The organism is Chamaesiphon sp. VAR_48_metabat_403 (genome assembly GCF_031422475.1).
Classification (GTDB): Bacteria; Cyanobacteriota; Cyanobacteriia; order Cyanobacteriales; family Chamaesiphonaceae; genus Chamaesiphon.
Map to the genome: position 1 here is coordinate 1 of NZ_JANPLS010000209.1, position 22425 is coordinate 22425.

Sequence of the window (22425 nt, forward strand, 5' to 3'; positions counted from 1 at the left end):
GATTGATTTTCAATCACTTTATCGATCGATTTATAGGCTGCTGGAAATTCATCGAGCAATTCTGCATCTTTACGACATTCGACACCACTAGTTTGAGCGATTAGATCGTCCAAAGTATAAGTATTTTTTGCCATCGATCTCGACATAATCCGTCCCGCGCCGTGAGAACAACTACAGAAACTTTGGGCGTTACCTTTACCTTTAACGATATAAGATTTAGTCCCCATCGAACCGGGAATAATTCCATAATCTTCTTTCTGGGCGCGCACGGCACCTTTACGCGTTACATAGACTTCTTCGCCGAAATGTATTTCTTTTTCGGCGTAATTATGATGGCAATTAATCTCAAGTAATGGTTTCATCTTTTTACCACCATTAAGATGTTGCTCCATAATCCGCATAAATCTCGCCATCATCACATCGCGATTGGTTTTGGCGTAATCTTGCGCCCATTGTAAATCGCGCCAGTAGGCGGCAAATTCGGGCGTACCAGCGACGAAATAAGCCAAGTCTCGATCGGGTAAACTCAGATCGGCTAATTTAGCGAGATCTTTAGCGGTTTCGATATGACATTGGGCGAGTTTATTACCGATATTTCTAGAGCCAGAATGCAGCATTAACCACACTTTATTTTCGGTATCGATACAAACTTCAATAAAGTGATTTCCACCGCCTAACGAGCCGAGTTGCCGCATCGCTCTATTTTCTAAACCGCTGACCCCTTTGTGCAATTCGGCGAAATCTTGCCAACCTTGCCAATTAGTGGCATCTTTAGTAATTTGTTTATTTTCTTCAAAACCAACAGGAATTTGAGCTTCTAAATCGAGTCGAATTTTTTTAAGTTTTCCATCCAATTTTTCACCCTTAAATGGTGTCTGAATTGCCATCATCCCACAGTTGTGAACAAAAACCCCTGCCGATAATGCAAAGTTATGATATTCTGGCACAGTCAGGCAATAAACATCTTCAGTGCGATCGAGTGGTATGACGGCGACAACCTTATGATTGCACTTGTGTTCTTTCTTACGATGATTATGCAATCCGATCGGTGACTTGATTTCGGCTCCACAAATCTCACAAGTATATAATCTATTGGCTATCTCTTTTGACTTAATTCTCCCACGTTCGCTCTGATTATAAGCAACTAAATAACCCTTACCACGTTCTCCATTTCCAGCAACAGCTTGTTGAAAATGTTCTGGCTGTTCCTGCATATACTTGAGGATATTTTTCGTTCCTCGTTGGGCAAAATAATCTATTCCTGCTGGAGTTTGAGCTTTCTGAATAATTGCAGCAACTCTCCGCCGTTCAAATTCTACCGATTGCCAATGTTGATTGCGCTCGAATAAACTACGATGATAGGCAGAATGATCTCGATCGCCCATAAACTCTAAATTGTTGGGCTGATTATCAGATTGAATAAAGTTACGATGATGAATAATCGTTCTTTGTCCTTCAAATCTAGGAACATCTCCTAAAATTCCAGATCTAGCCACGATCCAATGTGCTCGATTCCATCTACCTGAATAAGGTTGCACGATTAGGGTATAACCATCTCGATCTACTTTTGAATAGAAGGGCATCAGCGATGTTTCCGGTTGCAGGCTAAAAGCTTGTTGATAACTGCCATCCCTCAACATAAATTGATGATCTGGGGTACAAATAATCTCTTCCCCATTATCTAGAATCACTTTAACTAAAGATGTATTCTTCCTAGTCAATTTAGCCGTTGCTGTCGCCGCGACAATCTTACCTGTAAGAGTACAAGCATAGACAATAAATTCTCGATCTTGTTGTGCTAGCTCTTGAATTGGATAATCTTTCCCATCTACCAGCGGTATGAGAGTATCACCAGTAAAACAACCAATATCGACACCTACAGCCGCCGGAATTACGACATCTTTAGTCGCAATTACAGAGCCAACTAAAGCACCTTTACCCAAATGAACATCTGGCATTAGAGCGACATGTTTAAACACAAACGGTAAAGAAGCAACATTCTTTGCCATTTTGGTTTCTGGTTTTGCCAAATCGTGTCCCGCCCAGGAAAGCACGGGTGTGGGGGTATCGATTTCTAGTTCTTTGTATGTCATGGGTTAGGCTTTAGGCTTTAGGCTTTAGGTTTTAGGTTTAAGGGGAGGGTTGGGGCGATGCACTGTTGGCGTAGCCTCGCCCTTGGCGATACGACAGCCGTAGCGTAGCGTCTGGAGCCAGGAGAAGTGTGGGGTAAAAGACTTCGATCTAAATCTACAAGTTGGTGGGGGCAGATACCCGACTTTTCCAAAAAGTCGGGTATCTATACAGATCTAGCTGCAATTATTTTCCAAACAGACTCCCGCTGAGTTTCTTAATTGCTTTACCTGCAATATCCGAATAACTGAGTTCCCCAGCTAACACCCGTGCCATCGTCATACTTGCCGAAGGACGCTTGACGGCGGCTTTGTAACTGACTTTAGGGAACTGATAAAAAGCTGTAGCTAACCGTTGCGCCCACTTCATATCTGCGCCCCATTCGGTTGCCATAATTTCAGTATACTTTTCTAGAGCATTACTGGTACCGCCGAGGGCGGAGTGAATCGCTTCAGCCGCTTTAATCCCTGAAAAAATTGAGGGACGGATACCTTCGGCTGTCATCGGATCGACGACGCAGGCGGCTTCGCCAGCTAAAACAGCATTTTGGGTATGGAGTTTTTGATCGCCATCCCACAGACAGAGGGGATGCCCGTATTGTTTGAATTTATTGATATCGATGCCAAATGCACCCGTACTGTAGGTATCGAGAATTTTTTTGAAGTCTTGGGCTTCACCGCCGCGAAATGTGCCAATTCCGATCGAATATCCGTCGGCTTTGGGAAAGTTCCAAATATAACCGTTTTTGACTAAGCCAAATTCAAAGTTAATGGTGTTGACTACGTTGTCGCTGGGGGCATCGACTTCTAGTGCGCCAGCCAGACGACGTTTGCGATCTTTAAAGCCCAGCCATTTTGCCATATTACCTTTGGCTCCATCGGCGGCGATGATATATTTGCCTTCGACGGTACCACTAGCGGTAGTTACTTGCCAGCGATCGACTTTAAATTCGATGCTTTTTACTTCCGTATTGTCCCGTAATTCGGCACCCTGCTTTTGGGCTTGCTGAACGAGAAAATGGTCGAATACATCGCGTTTTACCATCCAGATCGGTTCTTGATTTTCGAGCTTAACATCGACTGGATCTTCTAAATTTAGGGTATAGCGCAGGGTGTCAACACGACAAGAAATCGCTGGGCTAAAATCAAAATCGAACCATTGCGCGATCGCAGGCGATACGCCACCACCACAGGGTTTATACCGAGGGAGAGCATCTTTTTCTAGAATTAATACCGATCTACCTTGCTTGGCTAGATGGTAGGCTGCACTGCCTCCCGCAGGGCCAGCACCGACGATAATGCAATCAAACATAAAATAGCTATCTAGTAGATACGGCGATGGCAACTTTGGCGAGTTACAATCTCGACCATTGTACAACTAGCAATAGCTCCGATACCATGTTAAATCGATTAATGTTGTGACGTCGAACAGTTTACGCCCCAATCCCCACCTTAGCGCGTTCAGACAGAGAGGGAGGTCGCAGACTAGCGACAATATGGAAATTAACCTGCTAATTAAGCGGCTTGTTGATTTGGTTCCTCAATCCCCCATTGGTGTTTGAGTAGGTTTTTGTAGCTGTTTTCTTGAAGCACCATTTGTCTGTACAGGTTGACTAAAAATTCCTGTGCCTGTGCGTGGCTCATATCTTTAACTTGATGCTCGAACGATCGGATATTGAATTGTTGCTCTAGGGAAAGGTCGAAGGACTTAGACATAATTCACTCCTAGTATGGGTGTTAAGCAAAATCGTCCCGGCTGGGACAGCGATCTAGATTTGCGATCTGAACTTTTGCCATTATATTAAGAATATTAACAGTAATTTGACAATAGTGTCGATCTGTAAATGTACGGATTTCAGATCTCTCGATCGGCATACATCCGTTTGTAATAAGCTACAACTACGGAGAAGGTGATTCCCGATAAAGACGATCCCCATCGATCGGGTTTCGACTTACGGCGATTGGAGAAAACCAACGGCAAGGAATCGCCTAATTTAGTTTTTAACAAATTAATTGGGTCGAAAATGCTCGTAACGAACAAAAAATAGCTTTTGTCAAGATATCTAGATAATTCTTTAAATAGTTCGCGGCGGTGGCTAAATAGGTAAATCTGTTGGAGCAGGGGTAACTCGATCGTTGCTACCAACTTGTCAAACCCCAAATCCTGGCGATTCAATCGAGAAACTTAGTTTGATAGTGAGCGAAACCAGATCGAACTGGGCATACTAATCTTACAGACGACACTGGGCACAAGCGATCTGACAGAATCGATCCCAACTAGCCAGTGACACTCGGCATCCCCACCTTACAAACGATACTAGAGATCGCGATCCAGCATCGATACTAACTAGCCCTAAAAAAGTCCCACATGGTAGCTGAAAACGGAAAAATCACATGGTTGCTGAATATATAACGCTGGATGGCTTGGCTACTGAGTTGAGTGAGATCAAGCACCAACATTTCAGTGGACATATTTTACTAAAAAGTTCATTGGGACAAGAATGGTGTCTCTATATCTATCTCGGTCGCATCCTTTATGCTACTGGCGGTAGCCATCCAATTCGTCGGTGGGTGAGAAATACCACCATTATGGGTGTAGACGGCAGTAATGCCGAAAGTCTGCAAACCCGAATTGAAACACTGACCGATATTTCGGCATTAACCTTAGCAGAGCTGAATAGTTGTTGGGAATATTATTTATTAGTCAATTGGGCTAAACAAGGGCGGATTACCAGAAATAACTTAATCAAACATATCCAAACGACAATCGTGGAAGTATTGTTTGATATCGTTCAAGCCGAAGAAGTCACCTATCAACAAATCGAGCAAGATCGACTCAGCCCACAGCTAACACTGATCGATATCGATCGCGCATTGGGGCTTGCCGTACAACAACAGCAGCAATGGCAACAGGTGGGGCTAACCGGAATTTTACCCGATCGATCCATCAAAATCGTCGCTCATCGAGAGTTTCAACAGATAGTTTCACCATCTGCCTATCAAGCATTACAATTTGTCCTTAATGGCGAACATACCATTCGGGAAATTGCCATCAAGGCGCGTAAATCGCCAGCAGCGATCGGTCAATCGTTTAGAGGGCACCTGCAATCGGGAATGCTCAGTCTCATCGATCTGCCCGATTTTGTCAGTCCCGTTGCCAAAAGTAAGCATTCACTGGGGGCGAAGATTCCCTTAATTTTCTGTATCGATGATAGTCCATTCGTATGCGATCGATTAGAACAAATTTTCCACCAAGAAGGTTATCAGTTTATCAGCGTCATGGATTCGCTCAAAGCAATTCCGATTGCCATTGCCAAAAAGCCAGAGTTGATTTTTCTAGATTTGGTGATGCCCAATGCTAACGGTTATGAAATTTGTAGTCGGCTGCGAAAAATTGGGGCGTTTCAGAATACACCGATTGTCATTTTGACAGGCAACGATGGCGTGATCGATCGAGTGCGGGCTAAAGTCGTTGGGGCGACTGATTTTGTGACTAAACCAGTCCAAGCAGAATTAGTCCTAGAAATCGCCCGTAAATATCTCCAAATGGCACTGGTCAAGTAATTATAAATATTTTTAGCTATATAGATGGTAACTAGCATGTCTACAGCATTGATTGTCGAGGATGTTCAGACAGATCTGATGATTTTAACTTGTTATTTGGAAACCTTGGGTTGGCGAGTAATTTCGGCAATGAATGGTGAAGAAGCTTTAAATTATCTACGTTCTAACAAACCGGATATTGTTTTTTTAGATGTTGTACTACCGGGACGCAGCGGATTTGAGATTTGTCGAACGATTAAGTCTCAGACAGAGACCCAGAAGATACCCGTGGTAATGTGCTCGACTAAAAATACCGACATGGATCGGTTTTGGGGTTTGAAGCAAGGTGCGGATTTATATTTAACAAAGCCAGTAAATCAAACTGAATTTATTGAAGTCATTCAGAAGCTAGCTAGTTAAAACTAGAAGATCGAATCGAGATCGCTATTGATTTTGAGGATAGACGATCGTTAATTAACTAGCAAAATATAAATTGCAATTGAGGGAAGATGGGGTGAATTTAGCCAGCGATAGTAAAACACATCGATCGTCATTAGTTGTCGAGCCAGGAGCGCGAACTCAACAACAATTTTTGCGGTTTTTGCTCCAGCCCGGTTTGATGGCTTTAATTGAGATCGATCGGGTGATGGAACTGGTAAATATTCCGATTTCCAGAGTGGTGCCGATGCCACATCTACCGCCTGCGGTTAGGGGTGTCTATAATTGGCGGGGTGAAATTCTGTGGATTGTCGATTTGGCAGTGTTATTGGCTGGTGGGCGGGAAGTCTCTCGCAAGTATCGCAGCCTTCAGCCCATCATTATTCTCAATAGCATCGCGGTGACCGACGCGCGAACGCCATCGACCGCAGTAGAGATCGATCCTCGATCGGATACGGCAATCGGTGTCATTGTCGAAGAAATTGTCGAGATTGAATGGTGCGATCTCGATTTGATTAGCCCTCATCTCCCCGCTCATCTCGACCCAGAATTATCAAAATGGATGCGGGGGATCTGGGAATCGCCCACAGGCGAGAACTTTTTGGTGCTGGATGCCCCAGCAATCTTGGATCGGGCCGACGTTCATGCTATTCCCGATCGAATTTAAATTACTTTTTAGCTAAATAAACTGATGAATACGATCGAACGCGACCAAGCAGAACGCACACCGACCGAAACCACGCTACAGGTAGAAGTTAGCAGCGATTCCGATCTGTGGATATCGCCAGACCGAATACCTCACATTCAACCAGCCCCCGCAGTTGCGCCACCGATCCAGCCGCGCCAGCCATCGTTACAACGGCAAATTCTGCTGATGATTTTACCATTTATCATTCTGCCGATCGGCCTGAGTGGTTGGTTGGCGACCAGTAAAATTACCCAACCTAATTCTTCACTAGCCCGAATCTCGTCGGTAGAACAGGATACCCAGCGGTGGCAATTGGAGGCAATCGCGCTCTTCTCTCTCGGTATTACCAATTTAGGAGTGGCGGCATTAGTGGTGCGCCGCCTGAGTAGGTCGATCGATCGAGTCACCACTAAGCTCGGCGAAGCTGCTAATGGCAATTTGGCAGTATCGCTCGAATCGGGAGATACTGCTGAATTTCAAGAACTTGCCGCTCGTTTCAATCAATTAATCGGCAACTTCGATCGGACGCTCCAGCAACAGCAATTAGCAGCACAAGCGAATAAATTATTTGGCAAAATTGCCCTCACCGCTCAAGAATCATTAGATCGGTTTCAGGTATATCAACTTGGTACTAGTGGCATTCTCAAAATTTTGCAAGCCGATCGCGTATCGATTTTGCAGTGCAATCCCGATGGCAGTACGCTAGTTATTGCCGAAGCCGTCGCATCTGGCTGCATACCAACGTTGGCGACACCGCTGGCGCGAATGTATTTTGTGGAATCGCCAACGGAATTAGCCCGATATCAGCAGGGACAATGCATTGCGATCGAAGATTGCCAGCAGATCGAATTGAGTCCCGCGCGACGCAAATTCGTTACCAAAACTCAGCTCAAATCGATCGTTATCATCCCGATTTTAGCGGGCAAACAATTAATTGGCTTATTATCGATCCAACAATGCGATCGCGTCAGACGCTGGCACGATTGGGAACTAAATTTTGGGATTCAAGCCGGACAGCGGCTTGGTTTGGCGATCGAACAGATGATGACCTGGAATACGCAAGCAGTCGAATTGCGGCGGACGAATATGTTATCCCAGGCACTACAAACTAACGACCCGATCGAGTCGATCGAATTACTCAATATCGCCCTAGAGAGCATTCGCCAAGAATTTAATCTCGATCGAACGCTCGTCATCGGTCGCAACGATCGACAGCAAGCCGAAATAATTGCCGCAGCCACAGAACCCAATTGGCTGTTACCAGAAGCAGCCCAGCTCGAACGATATCTGCAATACGAAGTTCACCGCGACTATTTTATTCCTGAAGATGTGTCGAGTATTTATAGTCTCGACGATAGTGGCGGACTCAAGGCAGATGACATCTCACTGATGGAAGATCTGCAAGTTCGATCGCGATTGGTGGCACCGATTTCGATCGAAGGGCAGTTATTTGGTTCGATCGTCGGACATGCTTGTAGTTTCAACCGGAAATGGACGCAAGTAGAGATTGACAAATTTACGACGATTGCCGAACGAATTGGTTTGGTACTGGCACGACAAAAGTCGATCGAGCAGCGCGCGATCTTGGCATATCGGAAGAATTTACTCTCTGAAGTAACGTTGCAACTGAGACAGTCGCTCGATCGCGATACGATCGTGACCACGGGATTAAATTACATTCGCCAAGTGTTCGATCTCGATCGAGCCGTATTTTTGATGCTCAATGATAGTTTACAAACGACGATTGCTGCGGAGTCACTCGCAGTAGGTAAGTCTTCGATTTTGGGAATAACAGTCGATGATACTTGTTTGCAAAAAACTCAAGGTGCAGGCTACGAGCAAGGACGAGTCACGGCGATCGCCGATATTCGTCAGGCGGGATTGAGCCAATGCCACATTCAAATGCTCGAACGGTTGCAGGTGCGGGCAAATTTAGTCGTCCCCGTCCTGGTTAATAACAAGTTATGCGGGCTGATCGTCGGGCACATGTGCGATGCGCCTCGCAATTGGGAGCCAGACACGATTGAGTTGCTGGTGCAAATTGCGACTCAAATAAGTATCATGCTCAATCAAGCCCAGTTATTTGCCCAACGTGAAAATGAGGCGCGCAAATCGCAAATTCTGTCTAACTTTACGCTCCAATTGCGACAATCGCTCAAACGGCAAGACATTCTCAATACAGCAGTCGAACTAGTCCGCTATGCGTTGGATCTCGATCGAGCGGTAATTTTTGAGTTAGATCCAAATTTCAAAGGTAAAGTTAGTGCCGAATCGGTAGCAGAGGGACAACGCTCGCTCGTCGGTATGCAAATTGATGATTGTTGTATTAAAGATGCTGGGTACGAGCAGGGCAAAATTACGGCATTTGCCGATATCTATCAATCTAATCTGACTGAATGCCACATTAAAATGTTGGAAGATATTCAAGTCCGGGCGAATTTAGTCGTGCCGATTACGATCGACTCTCAATTATTTGGGTTATTAATCGGGCATGAATGCCAACAACCGCGCGCTTGGCAACCGGAGGAAATCAACTTATTAAATCAGTTGGCAACTCAGTTGGCTCTGGCTCTCAACCAAGTGTTTTTGATCGAACAACGCGAAGCCGCAGCAAAACAGTCGCAATTAATCTCCGAAATTACACTTAAACTCCGCCAATCGAGCGACGAAACCGAAATTCTCAATATCGCGCTGCCAGAACTCCGCTCGGCGTTGGGACTCGATCGCGCCAGTATTTTAGTAGTAGATAGTAATGGCGAAGGTGAGGGCAAAATTATTGCTGAATCCGTGGAATTGCCAGGATTTTCGATCTTAAATGCCACTATTTCTGCCGAATATATGTTTGAAATTCTCGGCAAGGGTTATGAGGAAGGTTCGTTTATTAATATTAGCGATGTTCGACATGCCAACTTCAGTGCTGAGTTAATCGCCCATTTTCAGCAAGTTAAAATTAAATCGATTTTAACTACGCCGATTATTGTTAATAATCGCTTTTTTGGATTGTTCGGTGCCACGATGTGCGAAAGTATGCGCGAGTGGCAACCCTCGGAAATCAATTTACTCACTCAAATCGCCGCTCAAGTTGGTGCCGCACTCAGCCAAGGACAGCTCGTTCGGCAACTAGAAATTGCCAACCTCCAACAATCGGGATATGCTGCCAGTCAGGAAGCCGCCCGTCAAGCACTCCAGAAAAATGCGTGGGATTTACTGCTGCAAGTCGATCGAATCAGTCAAGGCGATCTGACGATTCGCGCTCACGTTACGGACGACGAGATCGGCACGATCGCCGACTCGTACAATTCCACCGTCGAGAGCCTGCGGGGTTTGGTAAATAACGTGCGGAATGTCTCGCAGGAAGTAGTTTCGACCACGACAATTAATGAGATTTCCGTTGCCGAACTCTCGCTCGAAGCCCTGCAACAATCTGAAGATATCAGCTTGGCTCTGCGCCGACTTCAGGAAATGGCGGGATCGATCGATCTAGTTGTTAATAATGCCCTGACTGCCGAGTCGGCGGTGATGGAATCGGCGCAACTCGTCCGCGATGGCGATGCCGCCATGAACTCCGCCGTTGAAGGGATTCTCACGATTCGCACGACGGTAGCAGAAACAGCTAAAAAAGTCAAGCGTTTGGGCGAATCTTCGCAAAAAATCTCGAAAGTGGTCAGTCTGATTGGGAACTTTGCCGCTCAAACCAACCTACTCGCACTCAACGCCAGTATCGAAGCGGCGCGGGCGGGCGAAGAGGGACGCGGCTTTGCGGTAGTTGCCGAAGAAGTCCGATCGCTAGCCCGTCAATCTGCCACCGCAACGGGTGAAATCGAGAATCTCGTCGCCAGCATTCAAGCCCAGACGAGTGAGGTAGTCATGGCAATGGAAGCAGGTACCGAGCAAGTCGCCATCGGGACGAAATTAGTCGATGAAACGCGGGCGAGTCTCAATCGGATTACCGCCATCAGTCTCAAAATCGGCGAATTAGTCGAATCGATCGCCCAAGCCGCCCTGCTTCAGTCGGAAAATTCGGCACAAGTGACCAAAAGTATCGATCGCGTTGCCGATATTTCGGTCAAAACCTCCCTCCGCGCCGATAACGTCCAAGCCTCTTTCCAAGATCTACTCAAACTGGCGACTGAGTTACAGAAAAATGTCGGTCAGTTTAAGATTGAGTAGCATTGGTAGAGGATAGGGAATAGGGGATAGGGAATAGGGGGTAAGAGATCCGCGCCAAGCGCGTTAACACAACTACACCCAAACTCTTTTTCTTCACTCCTGTTATCCCTAATCTCTATCCCCTATCCCCTATTCCCTATCCCCTAGTCATGTACATCGACCCTGAATTACGAGATCGAGTTTATCAACTGTTCAGCTTGGAAGTGCCCAAGATGTTGCAGACGATCGAAACAGAACTAGTGACTTTAAGTGTCGATCGCAGTGAGACTAAGGTCAATAACCTGCTACGGGCGGCACACTCGATCAAAGGCGGGGCAGCGAGTTTGGGGCTAGATGAAATTGCCGATCTCGCTCATCAAATCGAAGATATTTTTCGGGTGCTCAATCATCCCGAATTACCGTTCGATCGGAATTTAGACCAATTATTATTTAAGATTTATGATTGTCTCGATCGACTGGTTACCGCTACGATTAATGGCGAAAGTCTAGAGATTGGCTTTCACACCACCACTCAAATTATTCTTGCCGATCTCGATGATGAGATTGGGCATTTTGTAATTGCCGGACAGCAGATCCCCGATAATCGGCTGGTAGGTGTCGATATAACGCAATCTATTTTTGAGGTTGATATCGCGCAAAGTTTAGCTCGACTCGAACGCGTTCTGCTAGATCCAGAGTGCGATCGGATCGTCGTCGGTGAGTTTCGAGCGCAATCAGAAGTATTTACCGGGATTGCCAGCATGATGAATACGCCCGGTTTTGGCGTGTTGGCTCATGCGACGATTTCTGCTTTAGACCGCCATCCCGACCGCGCGCGCGAAATTTGTTGTTTTGCCCTAGTAGATTTTTATGCAGCCTTAGAAGCTGCGCTGACGGGCGATCGCGATCGATGTGGTGCGATCTCTCCCGGTTTTGCATTCTTAATGGCAGAGCCGCCACTTTCGACTCAATGGTGGAATTTGACACCCGTACAGACAGAGCTAGAGATCGGGCTAGTTGACGATCGATCGTTAGCACCAGAGTCGCTAGCGGCATCGACTGATGGTTTATTCGATTTAGCCGAGCTGTTCGATCCGGCGATGGCGGATGTTGTCGAACTTAGCGAGATCGATGTGTCGATATTAACGGACGTGCGGCAGTTGGAAACTAACATCGAGTTAGATTTTCCGCTCGAAGATCTGCTCTGGGTGCCGATCGTAGATCCGATCGCCAGTTTAGAATTTGACTTGGTAGATATTTTCGATTTTGATGTTTCACGGCAGATCGATATTGTTGCAGATTTGAGTTTCGATCTGGTGGATATTTTCGATCTTCCTGGCAATTCAAGCTATGTGGAGCCGCAGATTGCCGTATTTTTACCAGATGACGATCTCGATTTCGATCTAGCAGCTATCTTTGATGTCCCGATGTTCGCCGAGCTGCCACCAGAGATCGGTCAAAATCGGGTCGAGCGACTGGTTGCCGAGATGACCCGCAATTTCGATAAATTCGCACCGATTACCCCCGCCACCTTTGCCCCTTCAACTGGCATTATCAAACCCAAACGGGTTAAAAAGTCGCGAAAAATTACTCATGCACCCGTATCGCAACTATCGGTAAGAGTGGGGCTAGATAGGTTAGAGCGGATGAATAATTTGATGGGCGAACTAGCCATCGAGCGGCATGGTTTGGCGGTATCTAACGAACAATTCGACCAGACATTAAAACAGGTGCGCGCCAACTGCGAAAACTTCCAGAATATTAGCACTCAATTACGCCAAATCGCCGATACATTATCAATTTCCACTCGCCTGCCATCGTTACCCAGCGACAATCTCGGCGCAGGCTCGTTCGACGATAGTTTTCAAGAGCAATTTGATGTATTAGAACTCGATCGATATAGTGAAGTACATACCATCGCCCAAGCCACAATCGAGCAACTGGCACAAATCGAAGAACAGATCGAAGATTTATCGCTATTTGTCACTCAGTCTCATCAGCAAATCGATCGGCAAAAACAACTGTTATCGCATCTGCGCGACGATTTAATGTGGTCGCGGATGTTACCTTTAGGTGAAATTCTCAATCGGTTTCCGCGCACCATTCACGATCTGTCGATCGAATTTAACAAGCCAGTCGATCTCAAAATTACCGGAGCTGGCGTACTAGTCGATCGAGCCGCGATCGACAAACTGCTCGATCCTTTGGTACACTTACTCCGTAACGCTTTCGACCACGGCATCGATTCAGTCGCCACTCGTCAAGCTGCTGGTAAACCCGAACGCGGTTCGATCTCAATTACCGCCTACCATCAGGGTAGCCAAACCGTTATCGACATCACCGACGACGGCGGTGGTATCTATCTCGATGCCATTCGCGACAAAGCCGTCGCACTCAAAATCATCAGCCCCGCCGATGCCTTTGCTGCCACTAAAGCGCAACTATTAGAATTGCTGTTTATGCCCGGATTTTCGACAGCAACTCAGGTTACCAAGTTATCCGGACGGGGCATGGGTTTAGATATCGTCAAAGACCAAATTCAATCGATTAAAGGGACGATTTCGATCGACTCGCAACCCGGACGCGGTACCACTTTTACCCTCCGGATTCCGCTGACGCTGACGGTTGCCCAATTAATGGTTTGTCAGGCTGGTAATGCCATCTATGCCTTCCCGGCGGATAGTATTCAAAAAATTGTCGTTCCGACTGCCGATCGATTATCGTCCGTCGATAACCAGTTATGCTTTCAGTGGCGCGATCTCCAGATTCCCGTTTATAACCTTGCCGAGCTGCTAACTTATGCGATTCCCGTCCCCGAACGAATGATTTCGCACACCCTTAAAAGTAGTGCCAGCAACCCCGATGACTGGTTGGCACCACTGTTTTTAATCCGCCGTGGAGATCGACTCGTCGCCCTTCAGATCGATCGGATGATTACCGAGCAAGAGCTAACTATTAAACCATTCGGTAAGTCGATTACGCCGCCTAGTTATAGCTATGGCTGTACGATTTTGGGCGATGGGGTAATTCTCCCGGTGCTAGATCCGCATACCCTCATTCAGGTACTCATCGAACGTCCTCAACGTCCGCAGATTGCTCCACCAGTAACGCCTGCGAGTGTGGTTATTAACTCGATTCTCGTCGTCGATGACTCGGTAACTACCCGCCAAAGCCTATGTCTCTCCCTCGAAAAATTTGGCTACCGGACGCTTTCAGCCAAAGATGGACAAGAAGCACTCCAAATTTTACGTCAAAAGACTAGCGAAATTAAGTTAGTCATCTGTGATGTGGAAATGCCGAATATGAATGGATTTGAATTCCTAAATATTTATCGTCAAGATGCAACACTAACTCATATTCCCGTTGCGATGCTCACCTCGCGGAGCAATAGTAAACACCGTCAATTTGCCGCTCATTTAGGCGCAGTCGATTATTTTATCAAACCCTACATCGAGCAAGATTTCATGAGTGCGATCGAGAAAATAATTAATAGTTAATAGTCATCAATATTCCCAATCCACATGACAGATAATTTTACCAACTTATTAGCCCCGATCGCCCCCGTCGGTTCGACCACGATCGAATTAGTCGTATTCGAGATTGCCGAAATTAGCTTTGGAATTCCGATGGCTAAAATTAATCGGGTAATTAGTAATGTTTTCTTAGGTGAAGACTATAGCCTGACTCAAGATGTCGAGATTGTCGATCTCCACCACCGACTGACTGGCATCGAGATTGCCAATTTTAATGCGATCGCTATTTACACAGGTACCGATGGGCAACTATATGGCATCCCGATCGAAACAGTACCGAGTCTACTGACAATTCCACTCGATCTCATCCGCACCATTCCCCAACAAATTCGCACCAACAACCCGCTAGGAATTGCCAGCCATATCGCCATGATTTCTAATTCCGAGCTAGAGTTAACAATATTTATTTTGGCATAGGAGAGATGGGAGCTAGGAAATCGATTATTCCTAAAGCCTAAAACTTAATCCCTAAAGCTTATTCCTTACTGGGAGCATTAAATAGCCCTTACCCTGCCTCGCCAATCAAACTGTCATTAGACCTCTTGCGAAAGTAAGAATAAAATCTTTTCTAGTATTGTTTTCATCTATATCTCCCCCTAAAGCCTAAAGTCTAAAGCCTAAAGTCTAAAGCCTAATACCTGACTTTCGCAGGAAGTCTATTGTGACAGTCGAGCGAATCAGACTATAATAGGGTATCTAATTAGACTCTTTATTAAGTTTATGTCAATCAGTCTAAAAAATATTCACTCCTTGACTGAGTTTAAGCGCAATGCCAATGTCTATGTCGAGCAAGTGTGTACTAGTCAATCACCCCTAGTGCTAACCGTCAATGGTAAAGCTGTGGTGGTCATTCAAGATGCAGAAAGCTTTCAAACAACAATCGATCGATTGCAGTTAGCCGAAACACAATTACAAGAATTAAAGCTCTCTTGGCTGCGCCAAGAACTTCAAGTAGGAATCGAGCAACTCGATTGTTTGGCTCTGACTGGAGATAATCGACATCCAGGTAAAAATTACACGGAAGCAACAATTCACGAACTATTTGATGAGATTAAGCACCAAGGTAGATCGGCACTAAGACGCGATTAATGAAGGGACAGATTCAACTTTCTCCAGCAGCAGTACAAGATCTGCGAGATATTTGGCGTGGATTTGCAGAATATAGCAATTTAACTGTCGCGGATGAAAAAGTATCACGATTACAAAGCAAACTCATTTTGTTGTCTCAATTTCCAGAATCTGGTCGCCGCCGAGAAGAATTGGCAGTAGGAATGCGTAGCCTACCCGCAGCAGAGTTTGTGATTTTCTATCGCATTTTAGATGGAAGTATTCAGATAGTTCGGATTCTCAATGGGCGCAGAGATATTGATGGAATTTTTCAAGAGCAGGAGGAAAGGTGAGTTTTAAGAACTGGCTAGAGCCGGACTTTGAATCTGGCTTCCCTCCTTACTTCTTACTTCTTACTCCCCGGTTACCGACAATCCCTCTACCCAAACTCGCGGACAGACACCGCTATTAGTTAGCTCTTCCTTGGGTTCGATATGGACAATCGCATTTAATAATTCGCGGAAATCTCCGGCAACTGTAGCTGACTCCACACTGGTCTTGACACCCTTATTAACCACCCAACCATCAAAAGGTAAAGAGAACGATCCTTGCAGCGACTGTACGCCCGCATGGAGGGCTTGGAGTTCATCAATGAGGATAACATTTTCGGCTGAATCGAGATCATATTTATCATCTGCTTTCTCGCCACCAGCAACATGGTAAAAATGAGGAGAAACCGTAATTTTCGATCCCATATTTGCATGTCCCGTCGGCTGGGTATTCATCCGTTTGGCAGTTCCCGCGCTATGAATAAAGGATGACAATACACCTTTATCGATGAGGTTAATCCGTCGCGTTGGCGTTCCTTCGCCATCGAAAGTTTCGATACCGATATTACTCGGATGCAGCGCATCATCGGCGACAGATAATAATGGCGAAGCAATCTGCGTACCTAGAGATTCTGATGTCGATAAACTCTGATTGTCGAGAATACTTTGGGCATTATACATATTCGAGAACGCACCGAGCAAACTCAAAAAGGCATCGGGTGAAAAGACGATCGTATATTTACCAGAAGCAACTTTCTCATAGTTGAGATGACTGATAGTTTTTTCGGCAGCTTCTTCGATACACTTTTCGACATCTAACTTCTCAAAACTATGGCTGAGTTCAAAGGCTCCCGCACTGCGAGGCTTTTTCCCTTCCTGTTCGGTTTTGGTATATAGATAAAGTGAAGTATAAGAGCGCGAATCACTCCGGACAGCACCGTCGCTATTGAGATAAAATTGGTCTACAGATTGCTGAGATAGTCCATTATAAGGGACGCTTTCGATCGCATCATGTTTGGCTAATAATTTGCGTTCGGCTGCTACTAAGCTGTCGATTAATTGTGGAACCGTCGCCGCTGCACCCGATTCAATTTTAAGATCGGCAATTGGCGCAGTTGCTTCGGGGCTGAAATCTGGGGCATGTTCTTTAATGCCAAAAAAGCTCGCTTCGTGAGCGGTTTTAAGTGCGAGTTCTAAACCGATATCGTCTACATCGGTGGTGCTAGTAATCCCGACGGTATTTTCATTATTCCATACTCGCACGGTAATACCCGATCGGTTGGATGCTTTGACTTGTTTTGGTTCCCCTCGATCTACCTGTACGCTGACGCTATCTGTAGTCGAGCCAGATAGATCGAATTTAGAAATACCTAACTTGGTAGCAATTTGATGAGCGGATGCTGAGACTTGTTGGATATTTAGAGACATAGGTAGTTATGGATTATGAGTTATTAATTGATGACTTTCGTAGGAAGTCTAATGAAATATTTACCTTCAATTACCACCCAATCGGGCGATCTCTTTGAGTACTTTTTGATATCGATCTTGGTACCAACGCGCTGTTTTTTTTAAGTTAGGATTGTCATTGTTCTGGTACTCTTCAACTTGTTTTTTATATTCTGCGGCCACTATTCTCAAGTCTGAAATCGCTCCTTGTCGATCGCCTCCCGTAGACCTAGCCATACCGCGACTTTGGTAGGCTTGAATATAACGACTATCTAATTTGAGCGCATTCGTAAAATCCGCGATTGCTCCTTGGTTATCTCCTAAGCTCAACCTAACTTCACCCCGTTGATAATAATTATGTAGGTTTTTTGGATCGATCGCGATCGCCAGATTAAAGTCGGCAATTGCCCCGTTCTTTTGTCCCATTGCCAACTTTGTACGAGCGCGAAAGTTGTAAGTCCAATTACCTGCATCAGGGACGAGCGCAATATACCGATTGATATCCGAGATCGTGCCTTGGTAATCTTTTGACTCATACTTAGCACTAGCGCGAGCGTCATACGCAATGGCATAATTAGGAGCGATCGCAATAGCGCGATTCAAGTCAGCAATTTTTCCTTTGCTATCTCCAAAGTTGATGTTCGCACGATGATAATATGCCTCAGCATTGCGAGGATCGATCGCAATCGCCTGATTATAATCAGCACGAGCTGCTGCGAAACTATCCTTAGAATTAATTAGCCTCTCCTTAGCTTGCCCGCGAATGACGTAGAAACGAGAATTTTGGGGAGCGAGTGAGATCGCTCGGTCTAAGTCTGCTATCGCGCCTTGGTAGTCTCTTTCGCGTTGTTTTTGGATTGCACTAGCAATCAGATCGTCTAGTGGCTTGGGTTTGACTGGTTTTAGTTTAGATGTATCGATCGATGCAACTGGATTTTCAAATGGCTTAGATGTGCTATTTGTGGCAGATCTAACAGGATTAGAGACTGGATTACTAGCTATTATTGTCGAGCTATTTAAGCCTGCTGAAGCTGCAAACTTGTTGAAAGTATTGACTGTAATCCCCAAATTATAACCAGTTTTAACTCTCACTCCATCATTAGCTGTATCTTGGAGCTTGGTATCGACATCGCCTTGCCCATGAATCGCAATTAATTCACCTTTGTCGTTCCAAACCGGGCCGCCACTATAACCTGGTAAGGTGTTATTACTATAAATTAGTGAATAGCCTTTGCCCTGTTGCGTATCGATCGGATTAGCCACCACATCGCCTTTGATGATGGTAAAAGTGGAATTTTTAATGGCTGTAGAGAGCGGAAATCCCGAAACGTAAATAGTTTCAGTTGCTTCGATTCGATCGGAATTATCGATTAACTTTGCAACTGAGTAGTTTTTATTACTGGTAAAGGTGAATGTAGCCAGATCGATACTATTCGGGAAGGTTTTTACCTGTGCGATCTGATATTTACTATTATCTGGTGTCGTAACTTCGCAGTTACTATTCTTGACAGCATGAGCCACTGTCAGCACGGTGTAAGTGTTGCCATTTTTCTGAATTATTACCCCAGAGCCAAAAGCACACCTAGTAATCTGAATAGTGGTTTGTTTGGCGATGCGTTGAATCTCCACTGACGATCGAGCTACAGCACTGGAACTATAGCCAACTATCGCGATCGATCCGCATAGCAAAATTGATGACAAGTATTTTTTCATGCCGATAGTGTAGCTTATAAATCGATCCATCATTATGAATTGAAAATCCCCTCCCAGGAGGGGTGCCCGTAGGGCGGGGTGGGTAGATCTCCGCAGCAAATCCAGTCAATTAGTGGGTGAGGGCGGTTTCGTTCTACCATTACTTGTAATCGTAAAAATTCCCAGCATTGTCTTGTCGTTTTTTTATTCGGGGGGAACCCCCGAATAAAAACGCCGCAAACCCGCCTCTACAGATCTTTAACGTCCGCCAACGGTAATCGAATCGACCTTAATATGTGGCTGCCCAACAGTCACATAAATACTGCCACTTACCGAACCGCAGAACCCCGCAGCTAATCCTAAATCCGCCGAACACATCGAAATCTTATTCATGATTTCTTTAGCTTCACCAATTAACGTCGCCCCCTTGAGCGGCTTGGTAATTTTGCCATTTTCAATTAAGTAAGCTTCATCCACTGCAAAGTTAAATTGTCCGGTAGCACCAACGCTACCACCACCCATTTTCTTACAGTAAATTCCCTTCTCGATCGAGTTAAATAAATCGTCTACATGATGTTCGCCGGGAGCGATATATGTATTCCGCATCCGACTCGCCGCCGCATAGGCATAACTATTACGTCGTCCGCTACCCGTGCGGGGATGTCCCGTGCGGATCGATCCGGCCCGATCGGCGATAAAATTCTTGAGGATGCCATTTTCGATCAATAATGTCCGTTGTGCTGGCATTCCTTCATCGTCCATGTCGATCGTGCCGAAAGCATTGCCAGACAAGCCTTCATCCCATGCTGTCAGGCTTTCATGCGCGATTTTCTGTCCCTTCATCTCCGCAAACGGGGTGGTATTTTTCTCGATTTGGGTGGTTTCGAGTAAATGTCCGCAGGCTTCATGGAAAATTACGCCGCCGAACTGGTTCGCCATAATAATCGGGTAGGTTCCCGATTCTACATAGTCAGCATAAAGCATCTTACCCGCCGACTCCGAGACATCTTCGGCTGTCGTGGCATAATCCCAGCTAGTCAAGAATTTGGGGTTGCTAGTATCGCCGACGCGTTGCCCGATCGAAGAACGATTGGCTCCATCGGCGCATAATAAGTTGTATCCTACCGACTGTGTCAGCCGAATATCCCGTGCGAATGTGCCATCGCTAGAGGCGACTAACACTTCTTGCCAATCGCGGAAATAAGCAGCCCGCCGGGATTGTACGTGGGTTGCCTTTTGCTTTAGCTTGTCATTGGCGGCGAGTAACACATCGCCCATTTCGCGCATCGAGCTACACTCTTTCAACCAGCTATCTTTACCCTTTTTGGTCGCATAGTCGCGCAACAATTCGAGGTTAATTTCGGGCACGTACGAATTCGGCGCGGGTAAATGTAAAGCCATAATTCCCAACGCTTTCTCTAGGGCAGATTTTAGCCCCATGAAGGATAGGTCGTTGGTACTGACATAACAATCGGCTTTACCCTTAAATACCCGCACTCCCGCACCTGTAGACAGCCGGGGCGAGATACTAGTAATCCGATCGTCTTCAGCCAGACAGCTAATATAATTAGATCGCTCTAAGAAAAATTCCACAAAATCGGCACCAGCCGCTCGTCCTAAACCCAGCAGTGTCGCTAATGGAGCTTCCCAGGTTTCATCAAATCGATGAGTTGTCGATGAATAACTCAGATTTGGTAGTTGCTTTGATAACAAAAATGTCTTGGGATCGATCGAAACAGTCATGCAAGCTTCTCCTGGGGTGCTGTTTCTATTGTAACTAACCAGGGGGAAGTGGGGGGACTGGGAGACGGGGAGACGAGGGGATTGGGGGACTAGGAGACTAGGAGACGGGGAAACTGGGAGTAAGATAGATTTTAAATCCAAAATCCAAAATCCCTCTTACTCCTTACTCCTTACTCCTTGCTCCTTACTCCTTACTCCTTACTCCTTACTCCTTACTCCTTACTCCTTACTCCTTACTCCTTACTTCTTACTCCCTACTCCCCATGTCTAGTGTCAAACTCGAATGCATCAGTCGTAAATTTGTCGGTACTGTTACCGCGCAAGCGCAGAGATTTATCGGTGTCGATGATATTTCATTCGAGATTCCCGATGGTGAATTTTGGGTGCTGGTTGGGCCATCTGGATGTGGTAAATCTACCTTACTGCGAATTATTGCTGGCTTAGAAACGGCGACTAGCGGTAATATTTATATCGGAGATCGATCGGTAAACCAGGTACCAGCCAGACAGCGCGATGTAGCGATGGTATTTCAAAATTATGCCCTCTATCCCCATATGACAGTTGCCGAAAATTTGGCATTTGGAATGCAAATGCGCGGTACGGATAAATCGACGATCGAACGTCGGGTTATTGATGTGGCAAAATCTTTACAGATCGATATGTTACTCGATCGCAAGCCCAAGCAATTATCTGGCGGACAACAGCAACGTGTCGCGCTCGGTCGAGCCATTGCCAGATCTCCACAGGTATTCTTATTGGATGAGCCGCTATCTAATCTTGATGCGGGACTGCGCGATAGTACTCGCGCTGAATTAAAGCAACTGCACCAACAAGTTGGCATTACGACAATTTATGTCACTCACGATTGTACCGAAGCAATGACGCTTGCCGATCGAATTGTAGTTCTCGATCGCGGATATATCAAACAAATCGGCACTCCAGATGAAATATACCATCATCCAGTCGATCGGATGGTCGCAACTTTTATCGGTACGCCACCGATGAATATCATCCCAGCCATCTATCAAAATGGGATCTGGCAAATCGGCGATAGTCAGATTGCTTGTCCTTCAGCATTAGTGTCCCAATTACAGTTACGCAGCGGACAAGGTTTAGATCTAGGTATTAGAGCTGAGTATTTAACCATCTGCCCAAATTCGACCCCAGATGCTTTAGTGGTTACCATTCGAGGCATCGAATCTCTAGGTCGCGAAACTCTCGTCAAAGCGCAAATTAACGGCACTTCCACCATTATAAATTTCCTCGCCACACCTGAATGGATCCGACAAAGTGGCGATTCGCGCCAGTTACTAGGCACGCAATTGACGATCGGCTTATCATTAGCATGGCTATTTATTTTCGATCCGAGTACGGGACGGAAATTATTTCCCGTTCTTTAACCCTACATCAGGAGCGCATCCTTAAAACCCGATCGCACACATTTAGCAGCAACTCTAATTTTAAAACTCTTACGCTCTTCGATCGCTTCAACCTTGGCGATTGTTGACGACATAATGAGGATTACAGCAGTTTTATTTTTAAAAACCAGCATCTTTCGGTCATTTCAGGTAATTTAAAAGCCCCCTCACAATTGTGAGAGGGCTTGTTTTACCTAAATCAATCTAGAATTAACCGTTGATGGCAGGAGCAGTCAAAGCAACAGGAGTAGCTTCACCAGCAGCTAAGTC

The 22425-nt window shown here is 45.7% G+C and carries 17 protein-coding genes; 9 read left to right on the forward strand and 8 right to left on the reverse strand.

Features of this window, described 5'->3' with window-relative positions; genetic code table 11:
* The 4 genes from RMO79_RS09690 to RMO79_RS09705 form a co-directional block, all read right to left on the reverse strand.
* Positions 1–2093: RtcB family protein (locus tag RMO79_RS09690; protein ID WP_310482926.1), on the reverse strand; the 2093-nt coding region annotated here is incomplete at its 3' end.
* A gap of 223 nt (positions 2094–2316) precedes the next feature.
* Positions 2317–3474, reverse strand: coding sequence for a geranylgeranyl reductase family protein (locus tag RMO79_RS09695; RefSeq protein ID WP_310482927.1), 1158 nt, complete (start codon positions 3472–3474; stop codon positions 2317–2319).
* A 170-nt stretch (positions 3475–3644) separates the two neighbouring features.
* Positions 3645–3845: an NblA/ycf18 family protein gene (locus tag RMO79_RS09700; protein WP_310482928.1), complete on the reverse strand. Its 201-nt coding sequence runs from the start codon at positions 3843–3845 to the stop codon at positions 3645–3647.
* Positions 3846–3984: 139 nt separating this feature from the next.
* Positions 3985–4305 (reverse strand): hypothetical protein, encoded by a 321-nt coding sequence (locus RMO79_RS09705; RefSeq protein WP_310482929.1) that lies wholly within the window; start codon positions 4303–4305, stop codon positions 3985–3987.
* Between the two features lie 218 nt (positions 4306–4523).
* Here RMO79_RS09705 and RMO79_RS09710 point away from each other — a divergent pair, with 218 nt between their 5' ends.
* From RMO79_RS09710 to RMO79_RS09745, 8 genes are all read left to right on the forward strand, one after another.
* Positions 4524–5693 (forward strand): response regulator, encoded by a 1170-nt coding sequence (locus RMO79_RS09710; protein WP_310482930.1) that lies wholly within the window; start codon positions 4524–4526, stop codon positions 5691–5693.
* Between the two features lie 36 nt (positions 5694–5729).
* Positions 5730–6092, forward strand: coding sequence for a response regulator (locus tag RMO79_RS09715; protein ID WP_310482931.1), 363 nt, complete (start codon positions 5730–5732; stop codon positions 6090–6092).
* A 94-nt stretch (positions 6093–6186) separates the two neighbouring features.
* Positions 6187–6777 (forward strand): chemotaxis protein CheW, encoded by a 591-nt coding sequence (locus RMO79_RS09720; RefSeq protein ID WP_310482932.1) that lies wholly within the window; start codon positions 6187–6189, stop codon positions 6775–6777.
* Between the two features lie 24 nt (positions 6778–6801).
* Positions 6802–10968, forward strand: coding sequence for a GAF domain-containing protein (locus RMO79_RS09725; protein ID WP_310482933.1), 4167 nt, complete (start codon positions 6802–6804; stop codon positions 10966–10968).
* A gap of 149 nt (positions 10969–11117) precedes the next feature.
* Positions 11118–14444 carry a hybrid sensor histidine kinase/response regulator gene (locus RMO79_RS09730; RefSeq protein WP_310482934.1) on the forward strand — a complete coding sequence of 1109 codons (3327 nt, stop codon included), beginning with the start codon at positions 11118–11120 and terminating at the stop codon, positions 14442–14444.
* Positions 14445–14468: 24 nt separating this feature from the next.
* Positions 14469–14897: a hypothetical protein gene (locus RMO79_RS09735; RefSeq protein WP_310482935.1), complete on the forward strand. Its 429-nt coding sequence runs from the start codon at positions 14469–14471 to the stop codon at positions 14895–14897.
* A 303-nt stretch (positions 14898–15200) separates the two neighbouring features.
* Entirely contained in the window at positions 15201–15569 is a 369-nt protein-coding gene (locus RMO79_RS09740) for a type II toxin-antitoxin system Phd/YefM family antitoxin (protein ID WP_310482936.1), read from the forward strand.
* A complete protein-coding gene (locus RMO79_RS09745) occupies positions 15569–15880 on the forward strand; it encodes a type II toxin-antitoxin system RelE/ParE family toxin (RefSeq protein ID WP_310482937.1) in 312 nt (103 codons plus the stop codon). The genes RMO79_RS09740 and RMO79_RS09745 overlap by 1 nt, the downstream gene beginning before the upstream one ends.
* Before the next feature lie 60 nt (positions 15881–15940).
* Here the strand turns inward: RMO79_RS09745 and RMO79_RS09750 are convergent, their stop codons facing one another.
* From RMO79_RS09750 to RMO79_RS09760, 3 genes are all read right to left on the reverse strand, one after another.
* Entirely contained in the window at positions 15941–17284 is a 1344-nt protein-coding gene (locus tag RMO79_RS09750) for a TldD/PmbA family protein (RefSeq protein WP_310482938.1), read from the reverse strand.
* A 66-nt stretch (positions 17285–17350) separates the two neighbouring features.
* Positions 17351–19015, reverse strand: a complete 1665-nt coding sequence (locus RMO79_RS09755; protein WP_310482939.1) for a tetratricopeptide repeat protein — start codon at positions 19013–19015, stop codon at positions 17351–17353.
* Positions 19016–19252: 237 nt separating this feature from the next.
* Entirely contained in the window at positions 19253–20737 is a 1485-nt protein-coding gene (locus RMO79_RS09760) for a TldD/PmbA family protein (protein ID WP_310482940.1), read from the reverse strand.
* A 263-nt stretch (positions 20738–21000) separates the two neighbouring features.
* Here RMO79_RS09760 and RMO79_RS09765 point away from each other — a divergent pair, with 263 nt between their 5' ends.
* Positions 21001–22137 (forward strand): ATP-binding cassette domain-containing protein, encoded by a 1137-nt coding sequence (locus tag RMO79_RS09765; RefSeq protein ID WP_310482941.1) that lies wholly within the window; start codon positions 21001–21003, stop codon positions 22135–22137.
* Between the two features lie 2 nt (positions 22138–22139).
* On the opposite strand, the gene RMO79_RS09770 is transcribed toward RMO79_RS09765, so the two are convergent.
* Positions 22140–22289, reverse strand: coding sequence for a hypothetical protein (locus RMO79_RS09770; protein WP_310482942.1), 150 nt, complete (start codon positions 22287–22289; stop codon positions 22140–22142).
* Positions 22290–22425: the final 136 nt, after the last annotated feature.